The sequence below is a fragment of the Chloroflexus sp. genome, from assembly GCF_034435895.1.
In the GTDB taxonomy this organism is placed as follows: domain Bacteria; phylum Chloroflexota; class Chloroflexia; order Chloroflexales; family Chloroflexaceae; genus Chloroflexus.
The window spans coordinates 16,234-32,834 of record NZ_DAOTWH010000236.1 but is presented as its reverse complement, the minus strand read 5'-3'; the positions used below and the strand labels follow the sequence as shown (position 1 = coordinate 32,834).

General features: G+C 60.1%; 16 protein-coding genes. 5 read left to right on the top strand and 11 right to left on the bottom strand.

Going from position 1 to position 16,601, the window contains the following annotated elements:
* Positions 1–95: 95 nt before the first annotated feature.
* Both U9R81_RS13750 and U9R81_RS13745 read right to left on the bottom strand, forming a co-directional pair.
* A complete protein-coding gene (locus tag U9R81_RS13750; RefSeq protein WP_322496009.1) occupies positions 96–2,255 on the bottom strand; it encodes a sodium:solute symporter family protein in 2,160 nt (719 codons plus the stop codon).
* Positions 2,256–2,294: 39 nt separating this feature from the next.
* Complete coding sequence (locus U9R81_RS13745; protein ID WP_322496008.1) at positions 2,295–2,576, bottom strand: DUF4212 domain-containing protein; 282 nt, start codon at positions 2,574–2,576, stop codon at positions 2,295–2,297.
* 461 nt (positions 2,577–3,037) lie between these two features.
* Between U9R81_RS13745 and U9R81_RS13740 the strand changes: the two genes are divergently transcribed.
* The 4 genes from U9R81_RS13740 to U9R81_RS13725 all read left to right on the top strand — a co-directional run bounded on the left by U9R81_RS13740 (position 3,038) and on the right by U9R81_RS13725 (position 7,391).
* A complete protein-coding gene (locus U9R81_RS13740) occupies positions 3,038–4,015 on the top strand; it encodes a deoxyhypusine synthase family protein (RefSeq protein ID WP_322496007.1) in 978 nt (325 codons plus the stop codon).
* 132 nt (positions 4,016–4,147) lie between these two features.
* Positions 4,148–4,954: an alpha/beta hydrolase gene (locus U9R81_RS13735; RefSeq protein ID WP_322496006.1), complete on the top strand. Its 807-nt coding sequence runs from the start codon at positions 4,148–4,150 to the stop codon at positions 4,952–4,954.
* 12 nt (positions 4,955–4,966) lie between these two features.
* Entirely contained in the window at positions 4,967–5,782 is an 816-nt protein-coding gene (locus U9R81_RS13730; protein ID WP_322496005.1) for a hydroxypyruvate isomerase family protein, read from the top strand.
* Positions 5,783–5,861: 79 nt separating this feature from the next.
* On the top strand, positions 5,862–7,391 hold the full coding sequence (locus U9R81_RS13725; protein ID WP_322496004.1) for a potassium/proton antiporter: 1,530 nt from the start codon (positions 5,862–5,864) through the stop codon (positions 7,389–7,391).
* Between the two features lie 42 nt (positions 7,392–7,433).
* Here U9R81_RS13725 and phoU read toward each other — a convergent pair whose 3' ends face one another.
* On the bottom strand, positions 7,434–8,084 hold the full coding sequence (phoU, locus tag U9R81_RS13720) for a phosphate signaling complex protein PhoU (RefSeq protein ID WP_322496003.1): 651 nt from the start codon (positions 8,082–8,084) through the stop codon (positions 7,434–7,436).
* Positions 8,085–8,323: 239 nt separating this feature from the next.
* Here phoU and eno point away from each other — a divergent pair, with 239 nt between their 5' ends.
* Complete coding sequence (gene eno / locus U9R81_RS13715) at positions 8,324–9,604, top strand: phosphopyruvate hydratase (protein WP_322496002.1); 1,281 nt, start codon at positions 8,324–8,326, stop codon at positions 9,602–9,604.
* A gap of 45 nt (positions 9,605–9,649) precedes the next feature.
* Here the strand turns inward: eno and U9R81_RS13710 are convergent, their stop codons facing one another.
* The 8 genes from U9R81_RS13710 to U9R81_RS13675 all read right to left on the bottom strand — a co-directional run bounded on the left by U9R81_RS13710 (position 9,650) and on the right by U9R81_RS13675 (position 16,587).
* Positions 9,650–10,936 carry a citrate synthase gene (locus U9R81_RS13710; RefSeq protein WP_322496001.1) on the bottom strand — a complete coding sequence of 429 codons (1,287 nt, stop codon included), beginning with the start codon at positions 10,934–10,936 and terminating at the stop codon, positions 9,650–9,652.
* A gap of 189 nt (positions 10,937–11,125) precedes the next feature.
* Positions 11,126–12,298 carry a hypothetical protein gene (locus U9R81_RS13705; protein WP_322496000.1) on the bottom strand — a complete coding sequence of 391 codons (1,173 nt, stop codon included), beginning with the start codon at positions 12,296–12,298 and terminating at the stop codon, positions 11,126–11,128.
* Between the two features lie 9 nt (positions 12,299–12,307).
* Positions 12,308–12,781, bottom strand: a complete 474-nt coding sequence (locus tag U9R81_RS13700; protein ID WP_322495999.1) for a hypothetical protein — start codon at positions 12,779–12,781, stop codon at positions 12,308–12,310.
* Positions 12,782–13,786 (bottom strand): hypothetical protein, encoded by a 1,005-nt coding sequence (locus U9R81_RS13695; RefSeq protein ID WP_322495998.1) that lies wholly within the window; start codon positions 13,784–13,786, stop codon positions 12,782–12,784. It abuts the gene before it with no gap.
* A 141-nt stretch (positions 13,787–13,927) separates the two neighbouring features.
* Positions 13,928–14,095 (bottom strand): hypothetical protein, encoded by a 168-nt coding sequence (locus U9R81_RS13690; RefSeq protein WP_322495997.1) that lies wholly within the window; start codon positions 14,093–14,095, stop codon positions 13,928–13,930.
* A 101-nt stretch (positions 14,096–14,196) separates the two neighbouring features.
* The gene (locus tag U9R81_RS13685) at positions 14,197–15,381 is read right to left on the bottom strand and encodes an MFS transporter (protein ID WP_322495996.1); all 1,185 of its coding nucleotides are present in this window, start codon (positions 15,379–15,381) and stop codon (positions 14,197–14,199) included.
* Positions 15,382–15,391: 10 nt separating this feature from the next.
* The gene (locus U9R81_RS13680) at positions 15,392–16,345 is read right to left on the bottom strand and encodes a formimidoylglutamase (RefSeq protein WP_322495995.1); all 954 of its coding nucleotides are present in this window, start codon (positions 16,343–16,345) and stop codon (positions 15,392–15,394) included.
* On the bottom strand, positions 16,342–16,587 hold the full coding sequence (locus U9R81_RS13675) for a hypothetical protein (RefSeq protein ID WP_322495994.1): 246 nt from the start codon (positions 16,585–16,587) through the stop codon (positions 16,342–16,344). The genes U9R81_RS13680 and U9R81_RS13675 overlap by 4 nt, the downstream gene beginning before the upstream one ends.
* Between the last annotated feature and the right edge of the window lie 14 nt (positions 16,588–16,601).

Genomic DNA, 16,601 nt, shown 5'->3' with positions numbered 1-16,601 from the left:
CAGTATAACACGATCAAGCGCCATCCGGCGGCTTAGCCAAAGACAACCACGGCGCGAGCAACCTGCCCGTGCCGTGGTTGCCGGTGAACGCCAACCTACTTCGCTGCCGCCACCTTATCAACCATCTTGGTCATCGTCTCGTCGTCGGTGATCGGATTGCGCAGGTTCTCAACCAGCTCCTGCGTCTCCTTCGAGGGTTCCTTGGTCAGCAAGCTAACGACCACAATCAAGATGATCGCCACCGGCAGACCAAAGATGCCCGAACCGAGGTGCGAGATGCCAAGGACGTTGAAGGCGGGATTGGTATAGTTGTTGAACATGTAGAAGAGGGTCACTGCCAAACCGCCGATCATACCGGCAATTGCGCCGGGGCCATTAGCCCGCTTCCAGAAGATGCCGAGCAGCACCACCGGGAAGAAGGTTGCGGCGGCCATCGAGAACGCCCACGCCACCATCTGCGCAATCAGCGCGAGGCGTGGGATAGCGAGCAAGGCAGCGATCACGGCGGCCACCACGATCATCGACTTGCCCAGCACGATGCGGGTGCTGAGGCTAGCCTTCGGATTGATCGTGCGGAAGTAGATATCGTGCGCAATCGCCGAGGCAATCACCACCAGCAGACCGTCAGCAGTGCTGAGCGCCGCTGCCATACCGCCCGCCGCAATCAGGGCGCCAATAGTATACGGCAGACCGGCAATATCCGGCGTCGAGAGCACCACGAGGTCGCCGTCGATGCCATCAGCGGTAGCGCGGCCCAACTCATTGAGCTGCAAAACGCCATCAACTCGCGCTTTGGTCAAAGTGGCGGCTGCACCCGAAATTTCACCGGCGCGCGCCTTGCCTTCGCCAAGGTCCTCCCATGGGCCAAGGTCAATCTTGCCGTTGCCATTCGCATCCTCAATGGTGATAGTCTTCGCGTTGATCAGGTTCTTCACCCAACCCGGCTCCTTGCCGATCTCAACGCCATCAACCGCCTTGAGGTCGCGGATCACGATCAAACCATTGCTCGCCCACGTCTTCGTCCAGCCCGGCAGTTCGCTGATCTGCTTGCCGACCACATTCTCAAGGATCTGCCAGCGCGAGAAAGCGGCGTAGGCCGGCGCGGTGAAGTAGAGCAAGAAGATGAAGAACAGCGACCAACCGACGCTCATGCGGCTCTCGCGCACGCTCGGCACGGTGTAGAAACGGATGAGGATGTGGGGCAGACCGGCGGTGCCCAGCATCAGACACGCCATAAGGGCAAGGAAGTTCCACGGGGTGCCGCGCCAGTCACCCAATTCCGGCTTATTGGCATCAGGGATCGGTTGCGCTGCCGGCGGGGTCAGGCTCCAGCCAAACTGGTTGTTGATCTGCCGCACCGCGTCAATGGCCGCTGCATTGCTCAGACCCTCGTTGAAGGGCGGGATGTAACCAGTGGTAATAAACTTACCCGGAACCACCGGCGACTCGCTCGTCTTCGACAGGCCCTGTTCTTTCTCAAGCACCTGAATGCGCTGGAGAGCCTGCCCGTAGCTCAACTGCGGCAACGGGAAACCGGTCAGTTGGATGGAAAGCGCGGTGACCGGGATCAAGTAGGCAATAATCAGGATGATATACTGCGCCACCTGCGTCCACGTCACAGCCTTCATCCCGCCAAGGAACGAACAGACCAGCACACCCGACAGGCCAAGGATCACGCCGATCGTGTAATCAACGCCGACGAAGCGCTGCATGATCAGGCCGACGCCAACCACCTGCGCAGTCACGTAGGTCAGCGACACGATAATCGCGCAGATCGCGGCCACCACGCGGGCGGTATTGCCACCGAAACGTGCGCCAACAAAGTCGGGAATGGTGTACTGGCCAAACTTGCGCAGGTACGGCGCAAAGAGCAGCGCCAGCAACACGTAGCCGCCCGTCCAGCCCATGATGTAGGCCAGACCATCGTAACCGAGCAACCAGAGCGTGCCAGCCATCGAGATAAATGATGCTGCACTCATCCAGTCGGCGCCGGTGGCCATGCCGTTAAACACCGCTGGCACATTGCGACCGGCGACATAATACTCATCGAGCGCCTTGGTGCGCGACAAAATGCCGATCGTCGCGTAAAGCGCCATCGTTAACAACAGGAAGATCCAACCGATGACTTGCGTGGGTAGACCGGCAAAGATCTCAAGCATCAGCATGATAAGACTGAAGCCAACCAGACCAAGCGTGAAGTAACCATAATAGCGCGCCAACCGGTTGCGGAAGACGCTCTGGGCCGAAGCAGACATGCGCGTTTCTCCTCTGCGACTACAGAAACTGATGCTGGACTAGCGATCGCGATCACTCAAACCGTACTTCGCATCCAACTTGTTCATGGCGTTGGCGTAATAGAAAATTTCCACCACGAACACGATCAACGATCCTTGGCTACCCATGTAGTAGCCGAGAGGAAAACCGGCAATCACGATGTTGTTCAGAGCTTCGACGAAGAGCACCGGCACATACGAAACCGCAAACCAGATCACGATCAAAATCGAGATCAGGCGCAGGTTCTCTTGCCAATACCGCCGATTCCGCTCCGCAACCGGGAGCTTGGACAGATCCGACATAGGACCTCCTTCACTTGCGCTGCACTGCTCCTTACAAGCGATGCATCCCTGCTGTCGCTGCAATCAATGCGCCGAATCTCACGAACATGGTGAAACGCGCCACGAACACGGTCGGCAACTCAAACGGCACAATGACCCGCACGCAACATGCCAGTTATGCATCTCATATCGCGGTGGGATGATTGTAGCAACCCTTTTTCAGCGCAGGTTAAGTTTTGTGTAAAGTTTTGGTAAATTCTTCCCCTGTTTCGTGTGGCTTCCTTCACGATCCCGCGTTGCATGCCAGCGTGCTATAATCGGTGGCGACAGAACGCTGTGCTGCATTAGAGCACAGCGCCTCGTACGGGCGCCGCGCCGCTGCGCCCCAACGACACGAGGTACGGACGCCGCGCTGCTGCGCCTCCCCACAACAAGATGTATGGGCACAGCGACGCTGTGCCCCACGATGAAAGGAACCATGTATGACGAACGGAGCTATCACCCAATTTATCCGTTATCATTTTCGCCATTTCAACGCGGCGGCACTCGTTGATGCCGCCGAGGGCTACCGCGCGCATCTCGCCAAAGGCGGCCAGATGATGATCACACTGGCCGGCGCAATGAGCACCTCCGAACTCGGCCTTTCGCTGGCCGAGATGATCCGGCAAGAGAAGGTGCATGCCATCTCATGCACCGGCGCTAATCTGGAAGAAGATATCTTTAACCTGATCGCGCACGATTTTTACGAGCGAGTGCCGCACTACCGCGACCTCAGCCCCCAGCAAGAGCAAGAGCTGTTCGAACGCCACATGAACCGGGTGACCGACACCTGCATCCCGGAAGAAGAGGCAATGCGCCGGCTCGAGAAGGCCTTGCTCGATGAGTGGATAAACGCTGACCGGGCCGGCGAGCGCTACTTCCCGCACGAGTTTATCTACCGCATTTTGCGGTCGGGCAAACTCGAACAGTATTATCAGATCGATCCGCGCGATTCGTGGGTCTACGCCGCGATGGAGCGCAATCTGCCGATTTATGTGCCGGGGTGGGAAGATTCGACCACCGGCAATATGTACGCGGCCCACTGCATCACCGGCGAGATCAAGAACGTACATACCGTGCGCACCGGCATCGAGTATATGATCGATCTGGCCGATTGGTATACACGCACCTCAGCCGAAGCTTCGATCGGTTTCTTCCAGATCGGCGGCGGTATCGCCGGCGACTTCCCGATCTGCGTCGTGCCGATGTTGCACCAAGATTTGGGCCGCGAAGGGGTGCCGGTGTGGGGCTATTTCTGCCAGATTAGCGACTCGACCACTAGCTATGGCTCGTATTCGGGCGCGGTACCCAACGAGAAGATTACGTGGGGCAAGCTGGCGGTTGATACTCCCAAATTTATTATCGAGTCTGATGCGACCATTGTGGCGCCGTTAATCTTTGCGATCGTGCTCGGTTGGTGAGACCGTCGGATAGGAGCGTCGCATAGCGGCGTGGCGTTCCCGCCACACTGCTGTGTGGCGCTACATCGGGAGAATGGCACGATGGCTACGCTGCAATCTTCTGCATCTGCACCTGCAAAGAGGCGTTCGTTCGTGCTGACCGCGTTGCAATACCTGATTGTGACGGTGGTAGTGCTCTATGGAACCCTGTGCATCGGGATATATCTAGTGCAAGAACGGTTGCTCTTTTTTCCTGAACGGTTGCCTCCTGGCTCCCGCTACACCTTTGACCTGCCGCACGAAGAGCTGTTTATTCCGGTTGACGGCGCTGAATTGCACACCCTATGGTTTCGCACCGCTGATCCGCGGGGTGTCGTGCTCTATTTTCACGGTAATGGCGGCAACGTCCAAATTGCCGAGGTGGTGGCGCCTCATTTGATCGAGCGCGGCTACGATGTGGTGATGGCCGATTACCGCGGCTATGGCCTCAGCACCGGCGCAATTAGCAGCGAAGCACAACTGCTCGCCGATGCGGAAGCAGTCTATGCATGGGTGATGGAACGCTACCCTGAACCGCAAATCGTGCTCTATGGCAGCTCGCTGGGCAGCGGTTTCGCTTCATGGTTGGCGGTCAATCACCAACCACGCCTGCTCATTCTGGAAAGCCCATATTACAGTATCGAAACAATTGCCCGCCGCCGCTTTCCATGGGCGCCGAGTTTTTTGCTCAAGTACCCATTGCGCTCGTATAGCTGGATTGGTCAAGTGCGTTGCCCAGTTGTGATCTTCCACGGCACGAATGATCACGTCATACCGTTTGCCGACGGCGAACGGCTGGCGGCTGAAGTGACCGCGCCACTCTCGTTCTACCGGCTGGAAGGCGGCGGCCACGTCGACTCGATCTCTTTCCGGGTTTATTACGAGGCCATTGACCAAGCGCTGGGCAGTAGCCGGCAATAGCGAGGATACGCGATGCTGCGTTTTGCGCTGAATATTTCACTCACCTTGCGCGAACAACCATGGCGTGAGCGGTTTGAGACCGCAGTCCGATTGGGATTTGGCACCGTCGAATGCTGGTGGCCGGATGGGGTCGATCTTGCCGCGCTGGCTCGTCACATTCGCGATGCTGGGTTGCAGATCGCGCTGGTGAACTTTCCCGCCGGTAATCTTGCGCAGGGTGAGCGCGGCTGGCTGAATCACCCGGAACGCCAACACGAATGGCGGGCGGCTGTGCCACAAGCGTTGGACTTCGCCCACCAGATTGGGTGCCCGCGCATGAATGCGCTGGTGGGCAAGTTGTTGCCCGATGAATCACGCGAGAGCCAACTGGCGCGGGTGCGTGACAATTTGGCGTGGGTATGCGAGCAGGCCGCCGCTGCTGGAATTGAGGTGGTGGTCGAGTCGCTCAATGCGTGGGAGAATGCCGGCTACCTGTTGACTACCACTGCCGAGACGCTAGCGCTGCTTGATAGCGTGGGAGCGCCGAACCGACGCTACCAATACGATGTCTACCACATGCAGTTGATGGAGGGCAACATCACCCGCACCATTTGCCAGCACATCAACCGGATCGGGCACATACAGGTGGCTGATGCGCCTGACCGCCACCAACCCGGCACCGGCGAATTGCGCTTCCCCTTCATCTTTCGCGCCATTGCGGAGAGCGGGTACACCGGCTTCATCGGATTAGAATTTGTGCCGTACGGTGACATAGCGGCATGTTTCAATTGGCTGCCGGCCAACCGGCGCGAACCGATTGACCCGGCAAGGCTGCAATGGGCGGAATAGGGTAAACTTCACCGGCTAGCCGCGCTCGCAACCGCTATACATGTTATGCTATTCATGCATTGTATAGCGGAGCGCAGCCATGACAACCGAACCATTGTTACTTATTACCGGCTTGTTACTGGCGATTAGCGTCGCCGCCACCCGCGCCTCGAACCGGTTTGGCGTGCCGGCGCTCATCCTCTTTATGGCCATTGGCATGCTGGCTGGTTCTGACGGGCCGGGTGGCATCGCCTTCACCGACGCCGCCGCAGCCCAACTGATCGGCGTCATCGCCCTAGTTTACATTCTCTTTTCCGGCGGTCTCGATACTGACTGGCCCATTATCAAGCCGGTGCTCACTGAGGGATTGATCCTCGCCAATGTTGGCGTATTGGTCAGCACGATCATTGCCGCGGCGGGGGCACGGCTCATTCTTGGCTTCGACTGGCCGTTAGCATTGTTATTAGGGGCGATTGTCTCCTCAACCGACGCGGCGGCAGTCTTTAGCGTGATGCGCACGCGCGGCATTCATCTCAAGCACCGTCTCGAACCGCTGATTGAACTTGAATCGGGCAGTAACGATCCGATTGCGGTCTTTCTGACGATCGGGCTGACGCAATTGCTCATCAACCCGCAAGCCACCATCATCAGCCTTGTACCGGCCTTTATCTTCCAAATGGTGCTGGGCGCAGCCGGCGGCTATGCGTTTGGCCGCTTAATGATCTGGGTCGTTAACCGCATCCGGCTGCAACAAGAGGGGCTGTACGTCGTGTTGACGATTGCGCTGACGCTGCTGACCTACGGCTTTACCGCGCTCATCGGCGGCAACGGCTTTTTGGCGGTCTATTTGGCCGGGATTGTGCTCGGCAACGCCAACATCGTGCATAAACGCTCGATCTTGCGCTTCCACGACGGCGTCGCGTGGCTCAGCCAGATTGCGATGTTCCTCATTCTCGGGCTGCTTGTGTTCCCGTCGCAACTGCCGGCAGTGGCCGGACAAGGCTTGGCCATGGCGCTGTGGCTCGTCTTTGTGGCCCGGCCATTGTCGGTCATGATCGCCATTGGTTGGAAACGGCGCTCGCTGGCGCAACTCTTGATGATCTCGTGGGCCGGATTGCGCGGCGCGGTGCCGATCGTGCTGGCCACGTTCCCGCTCTTGGCCGGCGTCCCTGATGCGCCGCTCTTGTTTAACCTTGTCTTCTTTATCGTACTGGTATCAGTATTGGTGCAAGGGGTTTCAATTAGCTGGGTCGCGCGCCGGCTGGGTGTGATGAGCACCCAACCGGAACAGGTGGACAGCCATCTGTTTGTGCCTGATGTGAGCGGCGCCAGCCAGATTCTGGAAGCGCACATTCCGTCTGATTCGGCGCTAGTGGGCAAATCACTGATCGATGCCGATCTGCCACGCGGGTTGTTGGTCGTGCAGATTCAACGTGAAGACGGCTACATTATCCCGAACGGCAGCACCGTTTTTGCACCGGGAGACCGGCTGGTCTTGCTGGTCGCGCCAGCGGCGTTACCGGCAATTACCGACCTCTGCGCGAGTTGCAGTCTCAAGCCGATTGGGCCGATCCAGATCGGCGCGCAGGGGCAAGTACAGGCGCGGGAGACAAACGTCAATGCGAATTAAAGAAGGGGCATAGCGCTGCTATGCCCGTACCGGAAAGAGCGGTTAATCGTTTAATTCGACCTGATCGCCGCTGGAGATAAAGATGATCTTCTCGGCCATATTCAAGGCCCGGTCGGAAACCCGCTCGAAGTTGTGAGCGATAAAGAGCAGATCGGCGGTTTCGGGAGGGGAGAGTTTAGCGACCAAGGTACGCTTCAACTGCTTGTACTCGTGGTCGATCTCGTCCTCTTGGGCGATAATGTCTTTGATCGCATCAGCGCCGCCGTTGGCGAGCGCAGCAAGCGTTCGATCAAGATTGGCCTGCGCCGTCTTGCCCAACACCACGAGCTCTGCCGGCGCTGCTAGCGGCCCCCGATTGGGGTCAGGACTACCAATCACCATCTTGGCCGTGCTCTTGGCATAATCAGCGATTCGTTCCAGCTCATAGCTCATCGCGATGGCGGCCACAATCCGGCGCAGATCGCGCGCTACCGGCTGTTGGGTCGCGATCAGGTTGATCGCTTGCTGCTCGATAGAGTCTTTGGCCGCGTTGAGAGCGGCATCGCCGGCCACCACCGCCTTGGCCAACTCAGCATCTCCCCGTTCCAGCGCCGAAATGGCCCGCTCAAGCGCCACACTGACGGCGCGCCCCATGTCCACCACCTGCTTGCGCAGGGCATCCAATTCGTGATCAAAGTGCTCACGCGGTCGCATGAAGGTTGCTCCTTCCCCATGTGCAACTCCGGTACTTCTAGGATACACGCTTTGCGGCCATCACGCTAGTAGGGACAACGAATGGATAACGAATAAACGAATGGGAAACGAATGGGGGTTGCGTGGCGGCGGCAAGTAACCGCTACCGCATGAAGCGTTGCATCCGTGCTATACTGAGCGCGGCTAGCAGCAGCTTGCTGCTAGGCTCGTGGTTTCGGGCTTTGTTACCCGGAGGAACTATGTCAACTCTTATCGAAGCGATCATTGCCCGCGAGGTGCTTGACTCGCGCGGCAACCCGACGATCGAGGTCGATGTTCGGCTGGAGAGTGGCGATGTAGGGCGGGCGATTGTGCCGAGCGGCGCATCAACCGGCGCGCACGAGGCGCTTGAGCTGCGCGATGGCGATAAGTCGCGCTACAACGGGAAGGGTGTGCTCAAGGCGGCACAGGCGGTGAATCAAGACATTGCCGAGGCGCTGATCGGCTTTGATGCCGCCGATCAGATTGCGCTCGATAACGAGCTGATCGCGCTCGACGGCACGCCTAACAAGAGCAAGCTGGGGGCGAACGCGATTTTGGGGGTGTCGCTGGCGGCTGCCAAGGCTGCCGCCGCCGCGTTTGGCATGCCGCTCTACCGCTACCTCGGCGGTGTGTATGCCCACGTGCTGCCGGTGCCGATGATGAATATTATGAACGGCGGCCAGCACGCCACCAATAGCACCGACTTTCAGGAGTTTATGATCATGCCAGTCGGGGCGGAAAGCTTCCGCGAGGGCTTGCGCTGGGGCGTCGAGATTTACCATGCGCTCAAGAAGGTCATCCATGATCGCGGTTTTAGCACAACAGTGGGTGATGAGGGCGGCTTTGCGCCAAGCTTGCCAACCAACGACGCCCCACTGCAATTGATTATGGAAGCGATCGAAAAGGCCGGCTACCGTCCCGGCGAGCAGATTTTCATCGCGCTTGATCCGGCCACGACTGAGATCTACGAAGACGGCAAGTATCACCTCAAGCGCGAGGACCGCTCGTTGACCAGCGCCGAGATGGTTGATTACTGGGTTGATCTGGCCAATCGCTACCCCATCATCTCGCTCGAAGACGGCTTGGCCGAAGATGACTGGGAGGGTTGGGCGCTGTTGCGGGCTAAGCTGGGCGATAAGGTTCAACTCGTTGGCGATGACTTCCTTGTCACCAATGTGCAACGATTGCAGCGCGCCATCAATGCTCGCGCCGCCAATTCGATCTTGATCAAGCTCAACCAGATCGGTTCACTAACCGAGACGCTGAGCGCGATCCAGTTGGCGCAGCGCAGCGGATGGACGGCGGTGGTCTCGCACCGGTCGGGCGAGAGCGAAGACGTGACGATCGCCGATTTGGCGGTGGCGACGAATGCCGGCCAGATCAAGACCGGCGCACCGGCCCGCACCGACCGTATCGCGAAGTACAACCAGTTGCTGCGGATCGAGGAGGAGTTGGGCAGTGCGGCGAAGTACGCCGGACGGAGTGCGTTTAAGGTGTAAGCAGGGGTACGCAGGGGCAGAGCGGTGCTCTGCCCCTGCGACGGTTTACCGCTGGTCGACGGGGATGTAATCGCGCCGCTGTGAGCCAACATACACCTGCCGCGGGCGAGTGATCTTCTGCTCGGGGTCTTCGAGCATCTCAAGCCACTGCGCCAACCAGCCTGACGCGCGCGGAATGGCGAACAGGAAGGGGAAATACTCGATTGGGAAGCGCAGGGCCTGATAGATCAACCCGCTGTAGAAGTCCACATTCGGGTAGAGCTTGCGCGCGATGAAGTAATCGTCCTCTAACGCCGTCCGCTCCAGCTCCATCGCCACATCGAGCAGCGGGTTGGCCGCCGTCGCCGCAAAGACTTCGTGCGCGATCTTGCGAATGATTTTGGCCCGTGGGTCGTAGTTCTTGTAGATGCGGTGGCCAAAACCCATCAGACGCATCTCACCCTTCTTCACCCGCTCGATAAATCCCGGCACATTCTTGGGGTGGCCAATCTGCTGCAACATCCGCAGCACTGCCTCGTTGGCGCCGCCGTGGAGCGGGCCGTACAGCGCCGCCGCCGCCGCCGCCAGCGCATTGTAGGGATCAGCGTGGCTCGACCCGACGCTGCGCATCACCGATGTCGAGCAGTTCTGTTCGTGATCGGCGTGCAGAATAAAGAGCACGTCCAGCGCTTTGGCCAGCACCGGGTTGACCTCGTAATCGCGCTGGTTCATGTAATCCATCATATAGAGCAGGTTGGCGGTATAGCTGAGCGAGCTGTCGGGCAAGTTGAAGGGCCGGCCAATCCGGTGGCGGTAGGCGAAGGCGGCAATGGTCGGGATCTGGCCGATAATGCGCCAAATCTGCTTCTCGCGCACCGCCGGATCGTGAATGTTCTTGGCTTCGGGGTAGAGAGTTGACATCGCCGCGACCGAGCTGATCAAGATACCCATCGGGTGCGCATCGTAGCGGAAGGCTTGGATCAGCTCAACGAGGCTGTTGTGCAGAAAGAGGTGCCGGCTGATGCGGTACTCCCACCATGCCAATCGCTCTTTTGAGGGCAATTCACCGTAGAGCAGCAGATACGCCACCTCAAGGTACGAGCTTTGTTCCGCTAGTTGCTCGATTGGGTAGCCGCGATACTCCAAAATCCCTTTATCGCCGTCAATGTAGGTGATGCTGCTCTTGCACGAAGCGGTGTTAAGGTAGGCCGGATCGTACGACATCAAACCGAAATCATCATCATCAGTCTTGATCTGGCGCAAGTCGGTCGCGCGAATGGTGCCATGCTCAATCGGGATTTCGTACGTTTTACCGGTGCGATTGTCGGTAACGGTGAGGGTGTTCTTGCTCATAGCCGTGCTCTTTCGTTATACTACGACTGCATCGCCATTGATACTTTTGGCCGTCCACACTGATGCCGGAAGCTCGATTGCGACGGCAACGCATTTATATGGCGTTGTGGTTCGGTGCTATTGTACCAAAAGTTGTTACAGATTGCACAGGCTTGCCGAAAAGCGCCCGCAACCGGTCTAACCGGGTTGTTAGGCGTCATCCGGCGCGATAATTTCAATTGGAATGCGCCAGACCGGTTCGCTGGCATCGCGCAATGGCACCAGCTCGAGCGAGGGCCAGCGGTAGCTGCCCACGACCAGCCAGTAGCGGCCCGGCGGCAGATCGGCGGGAATAGCCAACCGGCGATCATCAATGATCACTTCGCCGGCTTGCCACAGGCTGGTTGGGCGTCCGCCAGCCGCCGGCGGGCCGTCAGCGTCAGTAATGAGTTCATCGCGATCGTTGCGCAGATGGAGCATGATGCTCCGTTCATCGAGATTGCCGCGCAACGCCTGCCACCACAGGGTGATGGCCAATGTATTGCCAGCAACGACTCGATCGGCAAGCAGATCATAGCCGCGCAACAGCATATCGTCGCCAAATTGGGCCGCGAGCGATTGCAGCGGGCGGTCAATGCGCGCGGTCATGAGCGGGTATTGGGCCACCCAATCGAGGGTAATGCCGCCGGCGCGATCGATCGTGAAGGCGAAGAGGTCAACCGGCGTGAGCAGCGCGCGCTGGTCGGCGCCGACCCAAAGGCGGGCAGTGTACGATCCGGGTAAAGCTGCGCCTTGCTGAACGCCCAACGGCAATGGCTCACCGGCAGCGCCAAAGGCGACCGGCGCACCGGTCGCGAGATCAATCGCCACCGTTGCCGATTGGGTTGTCGCCGCCGGCCAAAAGCGCAGGCCGTAGCGGCCAAAGAACGTTCCCTGCCGCCGATCCCACAGTTCAAGCGCCACTACTAACGGCCCGCTGTCGGGATTGAGTACATCAATGGTGGTTGAGATCCGCAACCCATCAGCTACGCTGGCCGTGCTGAGCGCAACGCTATGGGGTATGACTCTGGCGCTGGCAGGCGGGGACGCCAGCAGACTCACGGCCCACAACCGGACGGGAGTAGCGCCGGCTTGGATGGCGAGGGTGTGCGGCGTGGTCAGCGGCCCAATCGTGATTGCGCCGAGACCTGCCGGCGCCACGTAACGCCGGCCATCAATGATCAGCGCAGCCGGGGTGAGGGTGACGGTTTGGCGCTGAATCCAGCGCGTTGCCTGCTCTTGGTTGGGCGATGGGGTGGCGGGAGACAGCCGGTTGGCGCTCACCGGAATAGTGACGGATTGCGCCCCATCCACCACCTGCGCCAACCGCAGATGGGCGAGCAACCCTTCTGGTCACCGGTAGAGACGGTACGATCCGCCGCTCCAGATCGGCGGATCGGCGTACCCCCACGGGGTGGGGTCTGCGTCGCGTTGCAAGAGGGCGTAATCGGCGACGGCATCGGGTTCACCCGCGCTCGATGAGGCGTAGCCGGTGCGCACATCGCCCCAGACTACGGCGTGATCGAGCAGATAGGCTGCCAGACCGCTGGTGACGCCTTGCACACGCGGGTCGCCAGTGAGCCAGACAGTGCTGCCGGCAGGCACCAAGCGGCGCAATTCGCGCAGCGCCGGCAATTCGTTGGCAAATAGGCCGGGTTGGCCCCAATGATCGGCCACTACTCTGCCGCCGGTGAACGCCACAGCGCCACCGATCACGCCAGTTACGCTAACAGCCACTAACCGGCGCAGCCATTGCGGACGCGCGCGCAGATGATCGAGCGCCGCCTGCAACCCGCTAGCCGCCAACGCGCCAGCCAACCAACCCATCTACGCCGCCGCCCTGAGGTAGCCATAGTGGTATTCCGCACCGAAGCGCAAGTAGAGCAGAAACCCGCCTGCACCGGCCAGCAGGCCAAGCCAGCGACCGCGCTGCGGCCCGGCTAGCAGGCCATAGCTGGCGAAACCGGCCAACGACATTGCCGCCAGCCACAGCAGTGGGGAAAGCGGTTCAGGCGCTTCGCGCAGACGGAAGAGCGTGAGACCCACAATATCGCTCAGCGGCACGAAGCGAAACAAGCCGAGGGTAGTCAGTGTCAGGCTGTAGCGATAGTTAAAGCCGGCAAAATAGTCGGGAATAGTCGGAGCGGCCAGCACGATGGTGAGCAGGACAAGGATCAGCGCCCGCTGGATTAGCGGCCAGCGGGGGCGCGTTTGCCAGAGGGTGACAACCCCGATCCCAACGGCCATCAGCCCGATCGGGCCAAGGGCCGGGTAATAGGCAACAGGAATGGCGGCCAGACCGATGGCGGCGGCGATCAAAGCATTGAACGGCTGGCCGGGAGCTGGCTGCACCGCGGCCAGCCCAAGAATCAGCGCCAGCGGGATGAGCGGCCACGCCGCCAGTTGCATGCCAAAATTGAAAAAACTTGTCCAGAGCAACAGGCCGTTGAGCGCCGCCAGCAGCGCGCCGAAAGCGGCTGGGCCGCGCCGCAGATCAAACAGCGCCTGCAAGAGGACATAGGTTCCGATCACGCCGAGGGCGCGCAGCCATGCCAGCAGCGGGGCAAAGCTCAGCAGCGGTTCGCCAGCGCTAAGCAGATCAACGCTCCCTTGCCAGATGCTAAAGCCGAGCGTCAACCCAATGCTAGGTGGATCGGCATTGATGTTGCGCAGCGGGTTGGCGGGGGCGGTCGCAATCGCGCTGACCGGGCCGCGGGTGAGATAGCGCGCGACCGGACAGGAATTTTCGACATCCCAGCCGCCGCCGATGGGAGCAACATACCCATAGCTGAAGAGCGGCGCTACGCCGATGGCGACCCCGATCAGCGCCACCAGCAGCGCCGGCCAATGCTGGCGCAGCGCTGCGGCGAGGTCAGGCGGCCCGTATCGTCACCATACTATTCCATTGAGCAGCCCGCCGAGCGGGAGCAGCAACCCTAACGCCCAACCTAACCCACCCACTAGCCGCACCACCTAATAGCCAACAAGGATGGTCAGGGCATAGCCTAGCAAGGGCGCAAGCAAAGCGCGCCACGGTTGCAAGGCGGCAGGCAGCAACAACCGCGCCAAGCCCCAGCCATTCCAGAGGGCAAGGGCGCTAGCGACGAACAGGGTCAACCCAACGTGCAGCAGCTCATTCATAGCGGGATACGGTAGGGCCACACGGCTCGATGGCCCCACCGCCGTTGCAAACTGGTCACTGAATTGTATCACAGCGCGGCAATGGCGCTGCCGCAGGGGGATTAGCGCTGCACCGCGGCCCCCGGTTGGCGTACCATTACCCACAACACCACCATCGCGGCCAGATTCAAACTGACCGCCACCCCGATCAAGAGCGGCAGCGAGACATCGTACAACACGCCGAGCACGGCGCTGCCGGCAAACCAGCTCAAGCCAAACCCGGCGTTAAACAGACCATACGCCGCGCCACGGCGCTCAACCGACGCTAATTGGGTCACTGCCGCGCGCAAAATCGATTCTTGCGCGCCAAGGGCGATACCCCACACCATCACGCCGAGCACTGCCGCAATCAGACTGCCACTGAAGAGCAACGGCGTGCTGAAGGTCGCCAGAGCCGTCACACCAATCAAGGTTTGCAAACCGATCCGGTCGTAGAGGAAGCCAAAGCCCAAGGCCGCCACTGCATCAACCACCATGGCCAGCGCATAGAGAGCCGGGATCGCGGCAGCCGGCAATAGCTGAGTGCGCTGGAAATGGAAAGCGGCCAACGCAAAATCAACGCTCGCGGCGGCAAACAAACCCACGCTGATCAGATAGAGCCAGAAACAACGGTTGAAGCCGGTGGTAGTGAGCGACGGCGTTTTGCCAGCCAAATCAGCCGGTTGGGGAAATAACGCTCGCGCTGTGAACAAGACGGCCAGACAGAGCAGACCAGGCACAATCAGGATGCCAAACGCAACTTGAAAACCCCAGCCGGCAGCCAGCACAGCGGCCAAGAGCAACGGCGCCGCCACTGCTCCCACCTGATCGAGCGCCTCGTGCAAGCCAAACCCCTTGCCGGAACCAACTCGATCGGCGGCATACGAGATCAGCGTATCTTTGGCCGGACTGCGCAACGCCTTGCTAAACCGCTCGACCATCAACAGGCCGACAGCCAGCGGCCATGCATTGGCCAAGGCCAACATCGGCACGGCAATGATAGTGAGTGTATAGCCAAAGATCGTCATCAGCCAATACCGGCGGGTGCGATCGCTAAGATAACCAAACACCAAGCGCAAACCATAGCCGATCAACTCGCCAACGCCAGCGGTGATGCCCACGACCGCGCCGCTTGCGCCGAGCAACGCCAGATACTGACCGCTCAAACTCCGCCCGCCTTCATAGACCATATCGGCCAGCAGGCTCACCACCCCCATGAGCAGAATAAACTGCACCGCCCGCCGGCTGGTAACAGAGAGGGATTGCATCGCTGACCCCTTAATACTCAGACATGCGTCCGGCGACCGCCGCCAGCGCATACCATAGTGCGACCGCCGCCAGCCGCGCTGTGCGGTCATCAATATCGTACCGCGGATTCAGTTCGCTGAACTCGATCAAACGGATACGATGTTCAGCGCCGGCCAGCATTGCCAACGACACCAACTCCTCGCCGCGCATGCCGAGCGGGTTAGGGGCGCTCACACCGGGAGCTTCGGCAGATTGTACCACGTCCAGATCGAACCCCCAGCCGATACTGGCCGCATCGCTCGCCGCCAACAGCGCCTGCACCGTCGCCGCAACACCGGCGCGGCGCGCTTCGCTCAGCTCGACGATTGTGGCGCCGCGTTCTTGCAGATAGGCGGTATACACCGGCGAATTGGCATAGGGTTGCGTGCCGATCACCCAATACCGGCGCGGATCGATCAAACCGGTTTCGATCAATTGGCGGTAGGGGGTGCCGCTATTGGCGGGATGATCGGCGCGCACATCGTAGTGGGCATCAATATTGATCGCTAGGACAGGCGCCGGCGCGACGGCAGCCAGCGCCGCCAGATCAGGGAAGCTGATGTCATTGCCGCCGCCGAGGCTGATCAACAACTTCCCATCAGCGATAATCTGGGCGGCGATCGCGCGGTGGCGATCGTGGATCGCCTCTAGATCGCCATCAACCGGCACATCACCGAGATCACAGATGGGCAGATTGGCGATCCCAGCCACACCCAGCCGGTAGAGACACCGCCGGATCGCAGCCGGCCCTTGGGCTGCACCGGCCCGGCCCCGATTGCGTTGCACGCCAAGGTCTTGCGGGCAACCGAGGATCACCACCGCGGCAGAATCATAACCGGCGCTGCCGGGGATCACCACTTCACCCAGCCGCCGGTCGTTGGGATCAGCACGGCGATAGAACAGCTCGCTTGCGGGTGGAATGAGCTGTTGGAAGAGCGGCTTCACTGGCGGAAGAAATCGATCACTTGGCTGCGTTCTTCTTCGCTCGGCATCAGCTCGATGAACGTGATCCGATGCCACGGGAAGATCACCGCTTGCACGCTGGCGGCCAGATACGGCACCGGCTTGCCATCACGCTTGCGCATATTGGTAACTTTAATGAAAAGATCGCCGGGCTGCGGTTCTTGATCAATATCGGCCAGCAGCGGATCTTCGCCGGTAAGATGAAGAATGACCGTTTTCGGCATAGAGAAGCCTCCGC